This window comes from Labrys monachus, assembly GCF_030814655.1.
Taxonomy (GTDB): Bacteria; Pseudomonadota; Alphaproteobacteria; order Rhizobiales; family Labraceae; genus Labrys; species Labrys monacha.
In genome coordinates, this window is the sequence record NZ_JAUSVK010000001.1 from 5,680,588 (window position 1) to 5,696,926 (window position 16,339).

Below are 16,339 nucleotides of genomic sequence, written 5' to 3' on the forward strand. Positions count from 1 at the left end.
CAATGTCACTTTCGCCAATCTGCATAGCATGACCGGCGCTGTATTCAACCCGCTGGAGGGCAGGGCGCCTTCCAAAGCCGATGAGGATGGACAATGAGCACGATCACGACGAAAGACGGCACGCAGATCTTCTACAGGGATTTCGGTTCGGGACAGCCGGTGATCTTCTCGCATGGCTGGCCGCTGAGCGCCGACGCCTGGGACGCCCAGATGGTGTTCCTCGGACAGCACGGCTATCGCGTCATCGCCCATGACCGGCGCAGCCACGGCCGTTCGACCCAGACCTGGGACGGCAACCACATGGATCAATATGCCGACGACCTGGCGGAGCTGATCGAGGCCCTCGACCTCCGCGACGCGGTCATGGTCGGCCACTCCACCGGCGGCGGCGAGGTCGCCCGCTATCTCGGCCGCCATGGCAGCGGCCGCATCGCCAAGGCCGTGCTGGTCGGCGCCGTGCCACCGCTGATGCTCAAGACGCCGGGCAATCCGGGCGGCCTGCCGATCGAGGTGTTCGACGGCATCCGCAAGGGAACGTTCGACAATCGCAGCCAGTTCTACAAGGACCTGGCCGTGCCTTTCTACGGCTATAACCGGCCGGGCGCCGCAGTGTCCGAGGGCGCACGCGATTCCTTCTGGCTGCAGGGCATGCTGGGCGGGCTCAAGGGCCAGCTCGACTGCATCAAGCAGTTCTCCGAGACCGACTTCACCGAAGACCTGAAGAAGATCGACATCCCCACCCTCTTCATTCATGGCGACGACGACCAGATCGTGCCGATCGCGGCGGCATCCGAGATCGCCGTCACGCTGGTGCCCCATGCCACACTCACCGTCTATCCCGGCGGCGCGCACGGGCTGAGCCTGACGGAGCAGGACAAGTTCAACGCCGACCTGCTGGCCTTCATCAAGGCCTGACGGCGGCCGGATGCCATCGGGGGGCGATCGCTGATCGCCCCTCCCGGCGATGCCGAGCGCATGGGAAAGAAAACGGGCGATCGGCGATCGCCCCTCCTTCCGATGCGCCTTCCTGCCGGCCATCGGCCTCACGGCGGGCCGGCAGGGCCGTCCGCCGCGGATCGCGCCTCCCGCGTGAGCCGCACGAGCATGCCGCGCAGCGCCTGCGCGTCGTGCACCGGCTCGGGAAAGGCCAGGCGCAGCGTCCTGCCGGCGAAGGCGAGATCGGCGCCTTCGGGATCGAGGCCGGTCATCCGCCACGGGCCGTCCCGGCCGCCGAGGAGCCGGGTGGCATAGAGCCGGACCGCATCGGCATGGTCGGCGTTCATATGCGCGAGGGCGCCGGGCGCCGCTTCCATCAGCGCCGCCGCCTGGCTGCAATCGGTCGTCAGCTCCGCCGCGGAGAGCTCGGCCGCGCGCGCGAAGCCGCCATTGAGATGGCCGGCGCCGATGGCGACGCGGAAGAAGCCGAAATCGGCGAAGCCGGCATAGAGGGCCGATTTGGGATGCTTGGCCAGGAAGCGCTCCCTGCAGCGCGCCTGCACGGCCTCGCCCCCGGCCGGTTCGGCGCGGCCGGTGACGGTCAGCCGCGCATGGGCCAGCGGATCGCCCTTGCCGGTCTCGGCCAGCAGCAGGGAGATGCGGGGATCCGCCTCGATATTGGCGCGATGCGCCGCCAGCTTCGACAGCAGCAGCAGCGGCGAGCCGTCGAAATCGGTCGCGACATTGACGAGGCTGGCGAAGGGCCCGCCGTCGCGGCGGTCGAGCGTCGCCAGCGCCCCGGCCTGGATCCGGCGCAGCAGCGCCTTGCCCTGGCGCACGGGGTCGAAATCGGCCGGCTGGCTCGCCGGTGTCGGCTGGCCCGGCCGGCGGGTCGTCTTGTCTGTCGTCATCGTAAAGGAACTGCCCTGTTGCACGGGGTTGGGACGCGTGACGCATGACTTTCATGCCGGGGCCCGAAATCAAGGGGGCGGCGGCAAAAATGGCCTTTCATTACCAATAAGCAACATGACAGGGCAGCCGGACCAATAATCGGTCACATTTCTGCCGGTTTGAGCGTAGAATGCCAGAAGGGTGGTGATTTGCCGGATGGGGATCGCCACTATAGAGAGCGAGGCTGTCCCGAGCCGGCCTCGTGTCTGTTCTCCGTCCTGCTTCTTCTGCACCGAACCGCAGGAGAAGCCGAAGCGGATCGCTCCGCGAAATGCGAGGAATGCAATGCCTACCATCGCGCTGGTCGATGACGACCGCAACATCCTGACTTCGGTCTCCATCGCGCTGGAAGCGGAAGGCTACCGTATCCAGACCTACAATGACGGCATGTCGGCGCTCGATGGGTTGAAGGCCAACCCGCCCGATCTGGCGATCTTCGACATCAAGATGCCGCGCATGGACGGCATGGAGCTTCTGCGCCGCCTGCGCCAGAAATCCGAGCTGCCGGTGATCTTCCTCACCTCCAAGGACGAGGAGATCGACGAGCTCTTCGGCCTGAAGATGGGTGCCGACGACTTCATCCGCAAACCCTTCTCCCAGCGCCTGCTGGTCGAGCGCGTCAAGGCGGTGCTGCGCCGCTTCCAGCCCAAGGATGCGGCCGCGGCCAAGGCGTCGGACGCCAAGATCCTCGAGCGCGGGCTGCTGCGCATGGATCCGGAACGCCATACCTGCACCTGGAAGGGCGAGCCGGTGGTGCTCACCGTCACCGAGTTCCTCATCCTGCATGCGCTCGCGCAGCGGCCCGGCGTGGTCAAGAGCCGGAACGCGCTGATGGATGCCGCCTATGACGACCAGGTCTATGTCGACGACCGCACCATCGACAGCCACATCAAGCGCCTGCGCAAGAAGTTCAAGCAGGCCGACGACGATTTCGAAATGATCGAGACGCTGTATGGCGTGGGCTACCGCTTCAAGGAAGCGTAAGGCGGAAGGCCGGTCGCCGACCGACCTCCCCCAGACTGGCGCTGACCGTCTCAAACGCGGGTTCTTCAGCAGCCCCGCGTCGCGTGACCATGTTGTTCAGATGCCGATAAGCGCCGACCGAGATCCGGACGATCCCGAACTCCCCAAGCCCTCGCTGAGCCTGCGCCGCCGCCTCCGGCGCATGATGCGGGCGCTCGGCGTGCAGACCTTCTCGAGCCTCACCCGGCGGATCGTCATCCTCAACCTGGCCGGGCTGGTGGCGCTGGTCGTCGGCATCTTCTATCTCAACCAGTTCCGCGAGGGCCTGATCGATGCCCGCGTGCAGGCGCTGCTGACCCAGGGCGAGATCATGGCGAGCGCCGTCGCGGCCTCCGCCACGGTGGAGACCGGCTCGATCCATATCGATCCGGAGAAGCTCCTGGAGCAGCAGGCGGCGGGCGACGAGGATCCGGACGATTCGACCTCGCTCGACTTCCCGATCAATCCGGAGAAGGTCGCGCCGCTGATGCGGCGCCTGATCTCGCCGACGAAGCTGCGGGCCCGCGTCTACGACCGCGACGGCAATCTGGTGATCGATTCGCGCGCTTTGTTCATCTACAGCGACATCATCCGCTCCGACCTGCCGCCGCCCAGGGAGACCCCGAACGTCGTCGAGCGGGCGTGGAACGAGGTCAAGCGCTTCATCTTCCGCTCCGACACGCCGCTCTACAAGGAACTCGGCAACCGCAACGGCAAGGGCTACAGCGAAGTGGTGACGGCGCTCAACGGCTCGCCATCCACGCTGGTGCGCGTCAACGAGAAGAACGAATCGATCGTCTCGGTGGCGGTGCCGATCCAGCGCTTCAAATCCGTGCTCGGCGTCCTCCTGCTGTCGACCCGGCCCGGCGACATCGACGAGATCGTCACGGCGGAGCGGCTCGCCATCCTCAGGGTCTTCGCGGTGGCCGCCGCCGTCACCGTCATCCTGTCGATCCTGCTCGCGGGCACCATCGCCGGTCCGGTCCGGCGGCTGGCGGAGGCGGCGGAACGGGTGCGCTACGGCGTCAAGTCGCGCTACGAGATCCCCGACTTCACCGAGCGTTCCGACGAGATCGGCCATTTGTCCGGGGCGCTGCGCGACATGACGAAGGCGCTGTTCAGCCGCATCGAGGCGATCGAGAGCTTCGCCGCCGACGTGGCGCATGAATTGAAGAACCCGCTGACCTCGCTGCGCTCGGCGGTGGAGACCCTGCCGCTCGCCAAGAGCGACACCTCGCGCGCCCGCCTGCTCGAAGTGATCCAGCACGACGTGCGCCGGCTCGACCGCCTGATCTCCGACATTTCCGACGCCTCGCGCCTCGATGCCGAGTTGCTGCGCTCGACCGCCGAGCCGGTCGACCTCGTCAAGCTGCTCGGGGCGCTGACCAGCGTGTTCAACAGCGTCGAGCGGGATGACGGCGTGAAGGTCCGCCTGTCGGTGCCGACCGGCCTGCCCGCCGCCGCCTTCCTCATCAACGGCCATGATTCGCGGCTCGGCCAGGTCATCAACAACCTCGTGGACAATGCCCGCTCCTTCTCGCCGCCCGGCGGCGAGGTGCGCATCAACCTGCGCCGCAACAAGAACGACATCGAGATCGCCATCGAGGATGACGGGCCGGGCATCCCGGACCACGCGCTGAGCCGCATCTTCGAACGCTTCTACACCGACCGGCCGGAAGACCAGGGCTTCGGCCAGAATTCCGGCCTCGGCCTGTCGATCTCCAAGCAGATCATCGATGCGCATGGCGGCAAGCTGTGGGCGGAGACGCGCAAGAAGGACGGGGTCGTGCTCGGCGCCCGCTTCGTGGCCCGCCTGCCCGCCACCGCGGTATGAGGAAGCCGACCATCCATGCCACCTGCGTCGTCGTCGGCGGCCACGGCGTGCTGCTGCGCGGCCCCTCCCGCGCCGGCAAGAGCCGGCTTGCGCTGCATTTCATCGAGAGCGCGCCGGCGGCCGGGCGTTTCGCCCGCCTCGTCGGCGACGACCGCGTCTATGTCGAGCCGGAGCGCGGCCATCTCGTCGCCCATGTCCCGGATACCATCGCCGGACTGATCGAACGCCGGGGCGCCGGCATCGAGGCAATCGCCTATCAGCCCTCCGCGCCGGTCGCCCTGGTTGTGGATATCCTCGCCGACGCGGAATTTTCCGCGCTGGCTTCCGACGCCGCCGATCGCATCGCGATCGAGGGCATCGAGGTCGCCCATCTCTACGTGCCGCGGGATTTCGACCGCGCCGTGGCCCGCATCGAAGCGATTTTGCCCCTTCTCGGCCCGGCAGCCTGTTGACAATGTCAGCCCGGGCGGCGACGCTGCCGTTCACATTCCCTTAACGGCTGCGGCCAGCGTGTGACGAGACTGCGACAATGTGAGCCGGCGAGAGACTTGTTTTTGTGCATCGCAAGAATATTATCAGGCAGATGAGCTACGGATTGTTCAGGCGCCTTCAAAGCGCCCCAGCCGTGCGTTACGGAGGCGTCGTCTCAATTTGCTCAGCACCGGGTGGCGCGAAAGCGAAAAGGACCTTGCCTGTTGTTGCGTGCGCGGCAGCAAGCGGGAACTCATGGTACAGGTTCAACGATGATCGGCTTGGTTCTCGTAACCCACGGTCATCTGGCTACCGAGTTCCTCGCGGCCCTGGAACATGTGGTAGGGCCGCAACGCAATGTTGAAGCGATCGATATCGGTCCCGAGGACGATGTCGAGCAGCGTCGGCATGACATCATCGATGCCGTTGCCAGGGTTGAAACCGGCTCCGGCGTGGTGGTGTTGACGGATATGTTCGGCGGGACTCCTTCCAATCTCGCGATCTCGGTGATGAGCGGCCCCTCGATCGAGGTGCTTGCCGGCATCAACCTTCCCATGCTGGTCAAACTGGCACGTCTGCGCAGCGAGGTTCCCCTCGCCGAAGCCGTGACCCGTGCACAGGAGGCCGGCCGTAAATACATCAATATCGCCAGTCGTGTGTTGTCAGGACAATGAGTCGTCGTTCCCTTCAACTGGCGGCCTGCGAGCCGCAATTCGCTGCCGGCGCGCTCGCCGACACGGTGACCTACATCAATCCGTGGGCCGAATGTTGGGGCTCGAGGACATCGGGTGCCTGTACGCAAATCCAGATGCAGGCGGAGGCCTCCATGAGTAGCCAGGGGGGTGCAGACCCGGGAAACGACGGCCCGCCTTGCGAAGAGGCGCCGGTACCGTTGCCGAGCGTCGAGGGTGCGATCGTCCGGGTGCTGCCGATCGTCAACAACAAGGGCCTGCACGCCCGCGCTTCGGCGAAATTCGTGCAGACGGTCGAAGGCTTCGACGCCGCCGTGAAGGTCTCGCGCTGCGGCGAGACGGTGGGCGGCCAGTCGATCATGGGCCTGATGATGCTGGCGGCAGCCCGCGGAACCACCATTACCGTCGAAACCTCCGGCCGGCAGGCCGAGGCCTGCATGGAAGCCATCGAGGCTCTGCTGGCCCATAAGTTCGGCGAAGAATCCTGATCCTTCCCCTCCCCTCATGACGAAATCGTGATCGGTCCCGCCCGGGCCTGAACTGCTCGGGGCATCGGGCCGCTGCGTCGTCCGCAACGGGCGGAAACGCGTGGGATCACCGCGGTTTCGGAGCGAAAAAGCCTTGTTTGCCAAGCAGATCGCCGGCGCGCGCGCCGATGCGCCGACCAGCGGATTCGCCTCGCCGCAAGCAGAAACACAACTTCATCAAAAGTCACGTTTCCGCCGCAATACGGCCTATCGGAAGCCTCAGCCCGGCGCGAGGTTCTTCAACGTTACCTCGGCACCCGGTCCGGCGACAGCCGGAAACCTCAGCCCCCCAGCCCCCCGACTTTGTCGGATCGGGTTTGCCGAGGTGGCGTATTTCGACCCCCAATATCTCAAGCCGGTCCTTTCCAGGGCCGGCTTTTTTGTCTCGCTCGGTCCCGGCGGCCGGGCTGCGGCGACCATCGGCGTCGAGCCCCCCTCGGAGGCGGAATCCGGCCCGAATTCGGCGAATCTCCTCGTCTTCCCCGTCTACCCGCCTTGAAACGCACGGATGAATTGTCCATTTGTGCTGCGGCGAAGTCCTTCGCCCCTTTCCGACAATCATCATGAGTGAAGAATCGTTATGAGTGCTGAAGAGCAGAGCGCCTCGCCGGACACACAGGCGCCGCAGAGCCGCACTTTCGAGGCAGACGTCGCCAAATTGCTGCACCTGATGGTGCATTCGGTCTATTCGGACAAGGACGTGTTCCTGCGTGAACTGGTGTCCAACGCTGCCGATGCCTGCGAAAAGCTGCGTTACGAGGCCCTGTCGCATCCCGACCTTCTCGGCGAGGACCAGAAGGGCGCCATCCGCATCACCCTCGACCCCGACAATGGCCGCCTGACGGTCGCCGACAACGGCATCGGCATGAGCGCGGAGGAGATGATCGAGGCGCTCGGCACCATCGCCCGCTCGGGCACCAGGGCCTTCGTGGAGCGGCTGGAGACGGCCCAGCAGGCCGAAGGCAGCCAGTTGATCGGCCAGTTCGGCGTCGGCTTCTATTCCACCTTCATGGTGGCCGACAAGGTGGAGGTGTTCTCGCGCCGCGCCGGCAGCCAGGCCGCCAATGTCTGGGTCTCCGACGGCAAGGGCGCCTATTCGGTCGCCGCCGTGAACCTGGAGGACGCCCCGGAGCGCGGCACGCGGGTGGTGCTGCACCTGATGGAGGACGCCAGGTCCTACGCCGAGGCCCATACCGTCGAGCGCCTGATCAAGACCCATTCCGGCCATGTGCCGGTGCCGATCTTCCTCGCCGACAAGCCCGATGCCGAGCCGCGCGAGATCTCTGACGGCGCCGCCCTGTGGGCGCGGCCGAAGGCGGAGATCGCGGCGGCGGACTACACGGACTTCTATCGCGGCGTCGCCGGCCAGTTCGACGAGCCCGCGCTCACCATCCACTTCCGCGCCGAGGGCCGGCAGGAATACACGATGCTGGCCTTCGTGCCCGGCTCGCGCCCGTTCGACCTGTTCGACCCGCAGCGCAAGGCCCGCATGAAGCTCTATGTGCGGCGGGTGCTGATTTCCGACGAAGCCGACCTGCTGCCGGGCTATCTGCGCTTCATGCGCGGCCTCGTCGATTCCGCCGACCTGCCGCTCAACGTCTCGCGCGAGATGATCCAGGAGAGCCCGCTGCTCGCCGCCATCCGCAAGGCAGTGACCGGCCGTGTCCTCAGCGAGCTGGAAAAGCTGTCGACCGCCGATGCCGGCGCCTATGCCAAGGTGTGGGACAATTTCGGCGCGGTGCTCAAGGAGGGGCTCTACGAGGACTTCGAGCGCCGCGACGCGCTGCTGGGCCTCGCCCGCTTCAAGACGACCTCTTCGGGCGGCGAGTGGCGCTCGCTCAAGGATTATGTCGCAGGCCTGAAGGACAACCAGACGGCGATCTACTATCTGGCAGGCGACGATGCCAGGCGCATCGAGACCTCGCCCCACCTCGAGGGCTTCCGCGCCCGCGGCATCGAGGTGCTGCTGCTCGCCGATCCGGTCGACAGCTTCTGGGTGACCTCGGCGCTCGGCTATGAGGGCAAGCCCTTCAAGTCGGTGACGCAGGGCGCGGCCGACCTCGCTCTCATTCCCCTCCTCGACAAGCCGGAGGAAGCGGCGCCGGACGTCTCGTCCGCCGTCGCCGCCTATCTCGCCTTCGCCAAGTCGACGCTGGGCGAGGACGTTTCGGACGTGCGCGCCTCCGAGCGCCTGACCTCGAGCGCCGTCTGCCTCGTGGCGCCCGAACACGGCATGGACAAGCGCCTGGAGCAGATCCTGGCCGGCGCCGGCAAGCTCGAAGGCGCGCTGCAGAAGCCGGTGCTGGAGATCAATCCGCGCCATGCGCTGGTGGCGCGCCTGGCGGCGGCGCGCGAAGCGGGGGCCGACCTGCCCTTCGTCGAAAGCGCGACACGGCTGCTGCTCGACGAAGCCCGCATCCTCGACGGCACGGTGCCGGCCGATCCGGCCGCCTTCGCCGAAAGACTGTCGCAGGTGCTGTCCCGCAGCCTGGGGTAGGGCTGCTTCCCGGGAGCGCGGGCGTTCGTCCGCCTCCCGTCTGACAGCAAGGGGCAGGCGGAAGGCCCATGGACGCTGGGATAAGGCGATTCTTGGCCCGTAACGGTTCAGGATTTGTCATTGCCGGGCTTGTCCCGGCAACCCAGCCGGGCCGCTTGCCTCCTTCTGCACGACGTCTCGATACCCGGGATAAGCCCCGGGGATGATAAAACTGCGCCTCTTCCTTTTATCTCGGCGCTCATGGGCGGGATGCCCGCTCCCGGGAAGCTCCCCGCCGCGCCCTGCGCCGCGGCGAAGCCGCCCGGGGCGACGGCCGGGACGATGATCTCCCCGATCAGGATGGTGCCGCTCCCGCCGGCGTGCTTGTATGGGCGCTCGGCCGGCATCGGGCGGCGTCCACCGGACCGCCGCGCCCGGCCGTCTCCGCTCCCCGGCTCCCGCCGCAAGCGGTCGATCCACGTCAAAAATTCAAAAATCAGGAGGAAACGGCCGTGACGCAATCCCTGGCGGGAAAGATCATGATCATCACCGGTGCCAGTTCGGGCATCGGCCGCGAGACGGCGCGCCGGTTCGCGGCGGAAGGCGTGCGACTCGTGCTGGTGGCCCGGTCCGCCGACAGGCTGTCGGCGCTCGCCGCCGAGCTCGGCGGCGACACCCTCGCCGTGCCCGCCGACCTGACGAAGCCCGCCGACATCGACGCCATGCTGGAACGGACGCTGGCGCGCTTCGGCCGCGTCGACATTCTCTTCGCCAATGCCGGCAGCTATGTCGCGGGAGAAGTCGCCGGCGGCGACCCGGACGAGTGGGACCGGGTCATCGGCATCAACGTCAACGGCGTGTTCCGCGCCGTCCGCGCCGTGCTGCCGGGCATGATCGCACAGCGTTCCGGCGACATCGTCGTGACCTCGTCGATATCGGGCCACCAGGCCATCCACTGGGAACCGGTCTATTCGGCCACCAAGCACGCCGTGCAGTCCTTCGTCCACGGCGTGCGCCGGCAGATCGCCCCCCACAATGTCCGCATCGGCTCGCTCGCGCCCGGCATGGTGCTGAACGAATTATGGGGCGTGACCGACCCGGCCGAGATCGACCGCCGCGTCGCCGAACATGGCGGCCTGCGTTCGGAAGACGTCGCCGAGGCGCTGCTCTTCATGCTGACGCGGCCGGCCCACGTCACCATCCGCGACCTCGTGATCCTGCCGCAGAACCAGGATTTGTAGGCAGGGGAGACAGCCTTCTCCCAGACGGGAGAAGGTGCCCGAAGGGCGGATGAGGGTCTAAACTTCAACGAGACAAGTGCAGGCCATCAGTTTGAACGATATCTTGCGGCTCCTGATCGAAATACCGGTTGATTGAGGGGCAGGTAGCCCCTCAAATCGGGAGACGTCAGTCCCTCATCCGGCGCTGCGCGCCACCTTCTCCCCCTCGGGAGAAGGATTTTCCGCGCTTTACTGTGAGAGAGCCTTACAATGACGACAGAGCCGCGTTCGTTTGCGAGAAGGCTGCGTGCCAGTCAAACGGATGTCGAAAATCGTCTTTGGCAGGCGCTGAGGGGCCGAAAATTGGACGGCCTGAAATTCCGGCGACAGGTACCGTTGCTCGCTTACACCGTCGATTTCCTGTGCGCCGAAAGGCGTCTCATTATCGAACTCGATGGCAAGCAGCACGATTGGCACGGGGCATATGACATGGAGCGCACCGCTGAAATAGAAGCGATGGGTTTCATGATATTGCGTTTTCGAAACGAGCAGCTGACGGGCGATCTGGACCCTGTCCTGCAGGAGATTCTCCAGGCTGCTCATCCGACAAAATAAGCGCGATCTCCCTCTTGGCAGAAGGAGATCGCGCCGCCTGCCCCCCCCTCACACGTCGAGGGTGTTCTCGCGCTCCCACTGCGTGAAATGGCCGGCGTAGCTGTTCCATTCCTGATGCTTGAGCTTGAGATAGGCGGCCGAGAAATCCTCGCCCAGGGCCGCCTTGAGCGCCTTGTCCTTGTCGAAGGCCCGGAGTGCGTCGAGCAGGTTCAGCGGCAGCTTCGGCGCGCCCTTCACGGTATGGCCGAGCTGATACATGTCGATGTCGTAGCGCTTGCCCGGGTCGGCCTTGGAATGGATGCCGCTGAGCCCGGCGGCGATGATCACCGCCTGCAGGAGATAGGGGTTGGCGGCGCCGTCGGGCAGGCGCAGCTCGAAGCGCCCCTTGCCGGGGACGCGCACCATATGCGTGCGGTTGTTGCCGGTCCAGGTGACGGTGTTGGGCGACCAGGTGGCGCCGGAGACGGTGCGCGGGGCGTTGATGCGCTTGTAGGAATTGACGGTGGGGTTGGTGATCGCCGCCAGCGCCTCGGCATGCTTCATGATGCCACCGAGGAAGTTGTAGCCCTGCGCCGACAGGCCCATCTCGTCGTCGGCGTCGTAGAACATGTTGGTCTTGCCGTCCTTGTCCCACACCGAGATATGGGCGTGGCAGCCCGAGCCCGTCAGCCCCGGGAACGGCTTCGGCATGAAGGTGGCGCGCAGGCCGTGCTTCTCGGCGACCGACTTCACCATGAATTTGAAGAAGGAGTGCCGGTCGGCGGTGACGAGGCTGTCGTCGAAATTCCAGTTCATCTCGAACTGGCCGTTGGCGTCCTCGTGGTCGTTCTGATACGGGCCCCAGCCGAGCTCCAGCATGTAGTCGCAGATCTCGGCGATGACGTCGTAGCGGCGCATCAGCGCCTGCTGGTCGTAGCAGGGCTTGGCGGCATTGTCCTTGGCATCGGAAATCTGGGTGCCGTCGGCATCGATCAGGAAGAACTCGGCTTCGACGCCCGTGCGGATGTAGAGGCCTTCCTTGGCGGCATTGGCCATCGCGTTCTTCAGCACGATGCGCGGCGCCTGCGTGACGTGCTTGTCCTCCATCACGCAATCGGCGGCGACCCAGGCCACGTCGCGCCGCCACGGCAGCTGCACCACCGCCGAGGCATCCGGCACGGCGAAGAGGTCGGGGTGGGCCGGCGTCATGTCCAGCCAGGTCGCAAAGCCCGCGAAGCCGGCGCCGTCCCTCTGCATGTCCGCGATCGCCGCGGCCGGAACCAGCTTGGCGCGCTGGGCGCCGAACAGGTCCGTATAGGAGATCATGAAGTAGCGGATGCCTTTTTCCTTGGCGAGTGCCGCCAGATCCTGCGTCATGTCGATAGTCCCCGATGTCTGGATGGCTTGTTCTGATCGGCCGGTCTTCGGACCGGCATCCTCATGCAAAAGAAGGGCCGGTCCGAAGACCGGCCCGCCTCAAAATCCCTGTCCGGGGATCCAGTTCGTCCCCGCCAGCGGCACGCGCGCCATGGCGGCGGCCTCGATGGTGAGGGCGCACAGATCCTCAGGCTCGAGATTGTGGACATGGTTCTTGCCGCAGGCGCGCGCGATGGTCTGCGCCTCCAGCGTCATCACCTTGAGGTAGTTGGCGAGGCGGCGGCCGGCGAGGATCGGGTCGAGCCGTTCCATCAGCGCGGGATCCTGCGTGGTGATGCCGGCGGGATCCCTGCCCTCGTGCCAGTCGTCATAGGCACCGGCGGTGGTGCCGAGCTTCTGATATTCCTCCTCGTGGATCGGATCATTGTCGCCGATGGCGACGAGCGCCGCCGTGCCGATCGAGACGGCGTCCGCGCCGAGCGCCAGCGCCTTGGCGACGTCGGCGCCGTTGCGGATGCCGCCGGAGACGATGAGCTGCACCTTGCGGTGCATGCCGAGGTCCTGCAGGGCCTGCACCGCGGGCCGCACGCAGGCCAGCGTCGGCTGGCCGACATTCTCGATGAAGACTTCCTGGGTGGCGGCGGTGCCGCCCTGCATGCCGTCGAGCACCACGACGTCGGCGCCCGCCTTCACGGCGAGGGCGATATCATAATAAGGCCGCGCCCCGCCGACCTTCACATAGATCGGCTTCTCCCAATCGGTGATCTCGCGCAGCTCCATGATCTTGATCTCGAGATCGTCGGGGCCGGTCCAGTCCGGATGGCGCGAGGCCGAACGCTGGTCGATGCCCTTGGGCAGCGTGCGCATCTGCGCCACGCGGTCGGAGATCTTCTGGCCGAGCAGCATGCCGCCGCCGCCGGGCTTGGCGCCCTGCCCGACCACGATCTCGATGGCGTCGGCCTTGCGCAGGTCGTCCGGGTTCATGCCGTAGCGCGAAGGCAGATATTGATAGACGAGCAGCTGCGAATGGCCGCGCTCCTCCGCCGTCATGCCGCCGTCGCCGGTGGTGGTCGAGGTGCCCGCCAGCGTCGCCCCGCGGCCGAGGGCCTCCTTGGCGCGGCCCGACAGCGAGCCGAAGCTCATGCCGGCGATGGTGATGGGAATCTTCAGCTCGATCGGCTTCTTCGCGAAGCGCGAGCCGAGCACGACGTTGGTCGCGCATTTCTCGCGATAGCCCTCGAGCGGATAGCGCGACATCGAGGCGCCGAGGAAGAGGAGGTCGTCGAAATGCGGCACCTTGCGCTTCGCGCCGCCACCCCGGATGTCATAGATGCCGGTGGTCGCGGCGCGCCGGATTTCCGACAGGGTGTAATCGTCGAAGGTCGCCGATTTGCGCGGCGTGGTCGGCGGATTGTGGTAGCTCATGACGGGATTCCGGGAGAGGGCTGGGACCGCAGGCATCCTGCCTGCTCTTGGAGACGTCGAGGTTTCAGGAAGAACAGGCAGGATGCCTGCGGTCCCGGGGCTCAATACGCATCCGCATTGTCGATGTTGAAATTGTAGAGCTTCCTCGCCGATCCATAGCGCTTGAAGTCGGACGGCTCGGCATCGGTGATGCCGGCCCTGGCGAGCAGGCCCGCCAGGATCTCGACATGCTCGGGCCGCATCTCCTTCTCGATGCAGTCGGCACCGAGACTCTTGACCGCGCCGCGCACGAAGAGCCGCGCCTCGTAGATGGAATCGCCGAGCGCGTCGCCCGCATCGCCGCAGACGACGAGATTGCCGGACTGGGCCATGAAGGCGGACATATGGCCGATATTGCCCTTCACCACGATGTCGATGCCCTTCATCGAGATGCCGCAGCGCGAGGAGGCGTTGCCCTCGATCACCAGGAGGCCGCCCTTGCCGGTGGCGCCCGCATATTGGCTGGCATCGCCCTTGATGCGCACCTCGCCCGACATCATGTTCTCGGCGACGCCGGGGCCGGCCGACCCATGCACGGTGATGGTCGCGTCCTTGTTCATGCCGGCGCAGTAATAGCCGACGCTGCCCCTGATATCGATGCTGATCGGCGCGTCGACGCCGACGGCGACCGCATGCGACCCCTTGGGATTGACGACTTCCCAGGATGTGGCGTTGGTGCCCGCCTTCTGCTGGTGCAGAACCTGGTTCAGCTCGCGCAAGGCGACCTTGGCGAGATCGACTGTCTCCATCACTCAACGCTCCCAGAAATAGACGGTGGCCGGCTCGGGCTCCCACACCTTGGCATCCTCGATGCCGGGGAGGTTGACGAGCGCGCGATATTCCGAACCGAAGGCGACATAGCGGTCGGTCTCGGCCAGCACGGCCGGCTTGCAGGCGACGGGATCGCGCAGGACGCCGAAGCCGTCCTTGGTGCCGACGACGAAGGTGTAGAAGCCGTCGAGGTCGTCGAGGCCCTTTTCGAGCGCCTGGCCGAGATTGAGGCCCTGGTTCATGCGCCAGGTGAGATAGGCGGCCGCGACCTCGGTGTCGTTCTCGGTCTCGAAGGTCATGCCGTCATGCTTGAGCTCGCGGCGAAGATTGTTGTGGTTGGACAGCGAGCCGTTGTGGACGAGGCATTCGTCCGCGCCGGTCGAGAAGGGATGGGCGCCGAGCGTCGTCACCGCCGATTCCGTCGCCATGCGGGTATGGCCGATGCCGTGGGTGCCCGACATCTGCGAGAGGGAGAAGCGCTCGGCGACCTCGGTGGGATAGCCGACCTCCTTGTAGATCTCGATCGTCTCGCCCGTGCCCATGATGCGGATCGAAGGGCGCGCCGTCCGGATCGCCTCGCGCGCCGCCGACGCCTTGTCGGCGGCCACCGTCAGCACGGCATGGGTGTCCTTGCGGGCGATGAGCACCTCGCCGCCGACCGCGCCGCCCACCAGTTCGGCGAGCCCGTCGAAGTCCTGGCCGGGATCGGCCGACTGCACGGTGATCTTCGCCTTGCCCGAGCTCGGCGCGCCGTAGACGGCGAAGCCGGCCGAATCCGGGCCGCGATCGCACATCGTCGTCAGCATGCCCGAAAGGAGCGCTCCCAATTGAGGCTCGAGGCTCTTGTCCTTGAGAAATAGGCCGACAATGCCGCACATGGCCCTGCCCTCGTCCTGTTGATCATGTCAGGACCGTAGCAGCTTCATCGGCGCCCCTCAACTGCCAAGAATGATTTTTTCATGCCAGGCAACAGGATCTTCAGAAAATTATATTCCTGAGGTGAATATAGCCCGTTATGCCTGGCGCCGCCAGCGTTCCCGGCGCAGGCGCGCCGAGCGATAGGCGTCGGGCACGGACAGCGCCCACACGAAGAGGCCGCCGGCCATGCGCCCGACCGCCGAGATGTCGGGCGTGGTGGCGTGCCAGCTCAGCAAGGCGAGCAGCAGCGCGAAGAAGGCGAAGCCGAGGCCTCGGGCCTGCCGGCCGAGCGCGACATGGCCGGCGCCGGGAAGCACCACCGCCAGCGCCAGCACGAGACGGGGATCGATCGGTTTCGCAGAAGCCATGATTGTCATGTCGGGCCATGCCGGGGGTTGCCGATCCGGCGCGCCGCGCACCGGTCCATCTCGGAAGCGGCGGCATCGCGGGCCGGCCGCAGGGCCGCCGCGACGGCGTCGAGGCCGTCATGCAGCCGGACGAGATCCGCCGGGCCGACCCGCTCCTCGCCGAAATCGCATTGCCGCAGCAGGAGATGCTGGCCGCGGCGCCCTTCGGCCGCCTGCCAGACGGCGCGCAGACCCCGGGGCGTCAAGGCGACTTCCTTGACCCTGGGATCGGCCAGCAGGCGGGCCATCGGCTCGGCGACGAGCGGGAGGAAGGCCGCGACCTCGGGGCCGGAGGCCCGCAGCAGCACGTCGGGCGCAAAGGGCGGCGGCGCGTCGAGCCGCTGCCCGAGCCGCGGCGTCAGCGCGTAGAATTCGGCCCCCGACGGCCGGGCGAGCACGCCGAGCGCCGCCCGCACCGGCTGGGGATCGATCAGGGTCAGCACCATCCACAATTGCGGCAGGCGCCGGATCGTCATCGAATCCGGCACGAACTCGATCTCGACGCGGCGGCCGGCAATGATGCCGGCGAGCCGGGGAAAGCCGTCGCCGCCCGGCGTGACGGCGGCGGTGTCGAACAGGGGCAGGCAGTCGGCCAGGCGCCGGCTCCGCCGGCCGCGCTGCGCCGCCTTCTCGCGCTGCATCAGCCATGCGAGCAGCGCGAGACCGGCAAGGCCGGCGAGGAGCGGGAGCATCGGCATC

Annotated in this window: 17 protein-coding genes; 10 read left to right on the forward strand and 7 right to left on the reverse strand. The window is 66.6% G+C overall.

What is annotated here, in order from left to right:
- Window positions 1–93 precede the first annotated feature (93 nt).
- Window positions 94–915 carry an alpha/beta fold hydrolase gene (locus J3R73_RS25955; RefSeq protein ID WP_307434086.1) on the forward strand — a complete coding sequence of 274 codons (822 nt, stop codon included), beginning with the start codon at window positions 94–96 and terminating at the stop codon, window positions 913–915.
- 128 nt (window positions 916–1,043) lie between these two features.
- Here J3R73_RS25955 and J3R73_RS25960 read toward each other — a convergent pair whose 3' ends face one another.
- A complete protein-coding gene (locus J3R73_RS25960; protein WP_307434088.1) occupies window positions 1,044–1,847 on the reverse strand; it encodes a HugZ family pyridoxamine 5'-phosphate oxidase in 804 nt (267 codons plus the stop codon).
- A 325-nt stretch (window positions 1,848–2,172) separates the two neighbouring features.
- On the opposite strand from J3R73_RS25960, the gene J3R73_RS25965 reads away from it, so the two are divergent.
- The 9 genes from J3R73_RS25965 (at window position 2,173) to J3R73_RS26005 (ending at window position 10,724) form a co-directional block, all read left to right on the forward strand.
- Window positions 2,173–2,871, forward strand: coding sequence for a response regulator transcription factor (locus tag J3R73_RS25965; RefSeq protein WP_307434091.1), 699 nt, complete (start codon window positions 2,173–2,175; stop codon window positions 2,869–2,871).
- A gap of 100 nt (window positions 2,872–2,971) precedes the next feature.
- Window positions 2,972–4,723, forward strand: a complete 1,752-nt coding sequence (locus J3R73_RS25970) for a sensor histidine kinase (RefSeq protein WP_370880015.1) — start codon at window positions 2,972–2,974, stop codon at window positions 4,721–4,723.
- Entirely contained in the window at window positions 4,720–5,175 is a 456-nt protein-coding gene (locus J3R73_RS25975; RefSeq protein ID WP_307434094.1) for an HPr kinase/phosphorylase, read from the forward strand. Before J3R73_RS25970 ends, J3R73_RS25975 begins: the two co-directional genes overlap by 4 nt.
- A gap of 291 nt (window positions 5,176–5,466) precedes the next feature.
- On the forward strand, window positions 5,467–5,868 hold the full coding sequence (locus J3R73_RS25980; protein WP_307434096.1) for a PTS sugar transporter subunit IIA: 402 nt from the start codon (window positions 5,467–5,469) through the stop codon (window positions 5,866–5,868).
- A 152-nt stretch (window positions 5,869–6,020) separates the two neighbouring features.
- A complete protein-coding gene (locus tag J3R73_RS25985) occupies window positions 6,021–6,374 on the forward strand; it encodes an HPr family phosphocarrier protein (RefSeq protein WP_307434099.1) in 354 nt (117 codons plus the stop codon).
- 133 nt (window positions 6,375–6,507) lie between these two features.
- Window positions 6,508–6,912 (forward strand): hypothetical protein, encoded by a 405-nt coding sequence (locus J3R73_RS25990; protein ID WP_307434101.1) that lies wholly within the window; start codon window positions 6,508–6,510, stop codon window positions 6,910–6,912.
- 81 nt (window positions 6,913–6,993) lie between these two features.
- The gene (gene htpG, locus J3R73_RS25995) at window positions 6,994–8,910 is read left to right on the forward strand and encodes a molecular chaperone HtpG (protein WP_307434103.1); all 1,917 of its coding nucleotides are present in this window, start codon (window positions 6,994–6,996) and stop codon (window positions 8,908–8,910) included.
- Window positions 8,911–9,401: 491 nt separating this feature from the next.
- Entirely contained in the window at window positions 9,402–10,130 is a 729-nt protein-coding gene (locus J3R73_RS26000; RefSeq protein WP_307434104.1) for an SDR family oxidoreductase, read from the forward strand.
- 249 nt (window positions 10,131–10,379) lie between these two features.
- Window positions 10,380–10,724, forward strand: coding sequence for an endonuclease domain-containing protein (locus J3R73_RS26005; protein ID WP_307434107.1), 345 nt, complete (start codon window positions 10,380–10,382; stop codon window positions 10,722–10,724).
- Window positions 10,725–10,772: 48 nt separating this feature from the next.
- Here J3R73_RS26005 and glnT read toward each other — a convergent pair whose 3' ends face one another.
- The 6 genes from glnT to J3R73_RS26035 form a co-directional block, all read right to left on the reverse strand.
- The gene (gene glnT / locus J3R73_RS26010; protein ID WP_307434109.1) at window positions 10,773–12,080 is read right to left on the reverse strand and encodes a type III glutamate--ammonia ligase; all 1,308 of its coding nucleotides are present in this window, start codon (window positions 12,078–12,080) and stop codon (window positions 10,773–10,775) included.
- Window positions 12,081–12,179: 99 nt separating this feature from the next.
- Window positions 12,180–13,505 (reverse strand): FMN-binding glutamate synthase family protein, encoded by a 1,326-nt coding sequence (locus tag J3R73_RS26015; RefSeq protein ID WP_307434111.1) that lies wholly within the window; start codon window positions 13,503–13,505, stop codon window positions 12,180–12,182.
- Window positions 13,506–13,606: 101 nt separating this feature from the next.
- Entirely contained in the window at window positions 13,607–14,293 is a 687-nt protein-coding gene (locus J3R73_RS26020) for a GXGXG domain-containing protein (RefSeq protein WP_307434112.1), read from the reverse strand.
- A 3-nt stretch (window positions 14,294–14,296) separates the two neighbouring features.
- The gene (locus J3R73_RS26025) at window positions 14,297–15,193 is read right to left on the reverse strand and encodes a class II glutamine amidotransferase (protein WP_307434115.1); all 897 of its coding nucleotides are present in this window, start codon (window positions 15,191–15,193) and stop codon (window positions 14,297–14,299) included.
- A gap of 135 nt (window positions 15,194–15,328) precedes the next feature.
- Window positions 15,329–15,601: a hypothetical protein gene (locus J3R73_RS26030; RefSeq protein ID WP_307434118.1), complete on the reverse strand. Its 273-nt coding sequence runs from the start codon at window positions 15,599–15,601 to the stop codon at window positions 15,329–15,331.
- Between the two features lie 5 nt (window positions 15,602–15,606).
- Window positions 15,607–16,338 carry a hypothetical protein gene (locus J3R73_RS26035; protein WP_307434123.1) on the reverse strand — a complete coding sequence of 244 codons (732 nt, stop codon included), beginning with the start codon at window positions 16,336–16,338 and terminating at the stop codon, window positions 15,607–15,609.
- Window position 16,339: the final 1 nt, after the last annotated feature.

Excerpts from the sequence above, each read along its gene's own strand:
- J3R73_RS25955 (WP_307434086.1), top strand. The coding sequence starts at position 94 with ATGAGCACGATCACGACGAAAGACGGCACGCAGATCTTCTACAGGGAT.
- J3R73_RS25960 (WP_307434088.1), bottom strand. The coding sequence starts at position 1,847 with ATGACGACAGACAAGACGACCCGCCGGCCGGGCCAGCCGACACCGGCG.
- J3R73_RS25965 (WP_307434091.1), top strand. The coding sequence starts at position 2,173 with ATGCCTACCATCGCGCTGGTCGATGACGACCGCAACATCCTGACTTCG.
- J3R73_RS25970 (WP_370880015.1), top strand. The coding sequence starts at position 2,972 with ATGCCGATAAGCGCCGACCGAGATCCGGACGATCCCGAACTCCCCAAG.
- J3R73_RS25975 (WP_307434094.1), top strand. The coding sequence starts at position 4,720 with ATGAGGAAGCCGACCATCCATGCCACCTGCGTCGTCGTCGGCGGCCAC.
- J3R73_RS25980 (WP_307434096.1), top strand. The coding sequence starts at position 5,467 with ATGATCGGCTTGGTTCTCGTAACCCACGGTCATCTGGCTACCGAGTTC.
- J3R73_RS25985 (WP_307434099.1), top strand. The coding sequence starts at position 6,021 with ATGAGTAGCCAGGGGGGTGCAGACCCGGGAAACGACGGCCCGCCTTGC.
- htpG (WP_307434103.1), top strand. The coding sequence starts at position 6,994 with ATGAGTGCTGAAGAGCAGAGCGCCTCGCCGGACACACAGGCGCCGCAG.
- J3R73_RS26005 (WP_307434107.1), top strand. The coding sequence starts at position 10,380 with ATGACGACAGAGCCGCGTTCGTTTGCGAGAAGGCTGCGTGCCAGTCAA.
- glnT (WP_307434109.1), bottom strand. The coding sequence starts at position 12,080 with ATGACGCAGGATCTGGCGGCACTCGCCAAGGAAAAAGGCATCCGCTAC.
- J3R73_RS26015 (WP_307434111.1), bottom strand. The coding sequence starts at position 13,505 with ATGAGCTACCACAATCCGCCGACCACGCCGCGCAAATCGGCGACCTTC.
- J3R73_RS26020 (WP_307434112.1), bottom strand. The coding sequence starts at position 14,293 with ATGGAGACAGTCGATCTCGCCAAGGTCGCCTTGCGCGAGCTGAACCAG.
- J3R73_RS26025 (WP_307434115.1), bottom strand. The coding sequence starts at position 15,193 with ATGTGCGGCATTGTCGGCCTATTTCTCAAGGACAAGAGCCTCGAGCCT.
- J3R73_RS26030 (WP_307434118.1), bottom strand. The coding sequence starts at position 15,601 with ATGGCTTCTGCGAAACCGATCGATCCCCGTCTCGTGCTGGCGCTGGCG.
- J3R73_RS26035 (WP_307434123.1), bottom strand. The coding sequence starts at position 16,338 with ATGCCGATGCTCCCGCTCCTCGCCGGCCTTGCCGGTCTCGCGCTGCTC.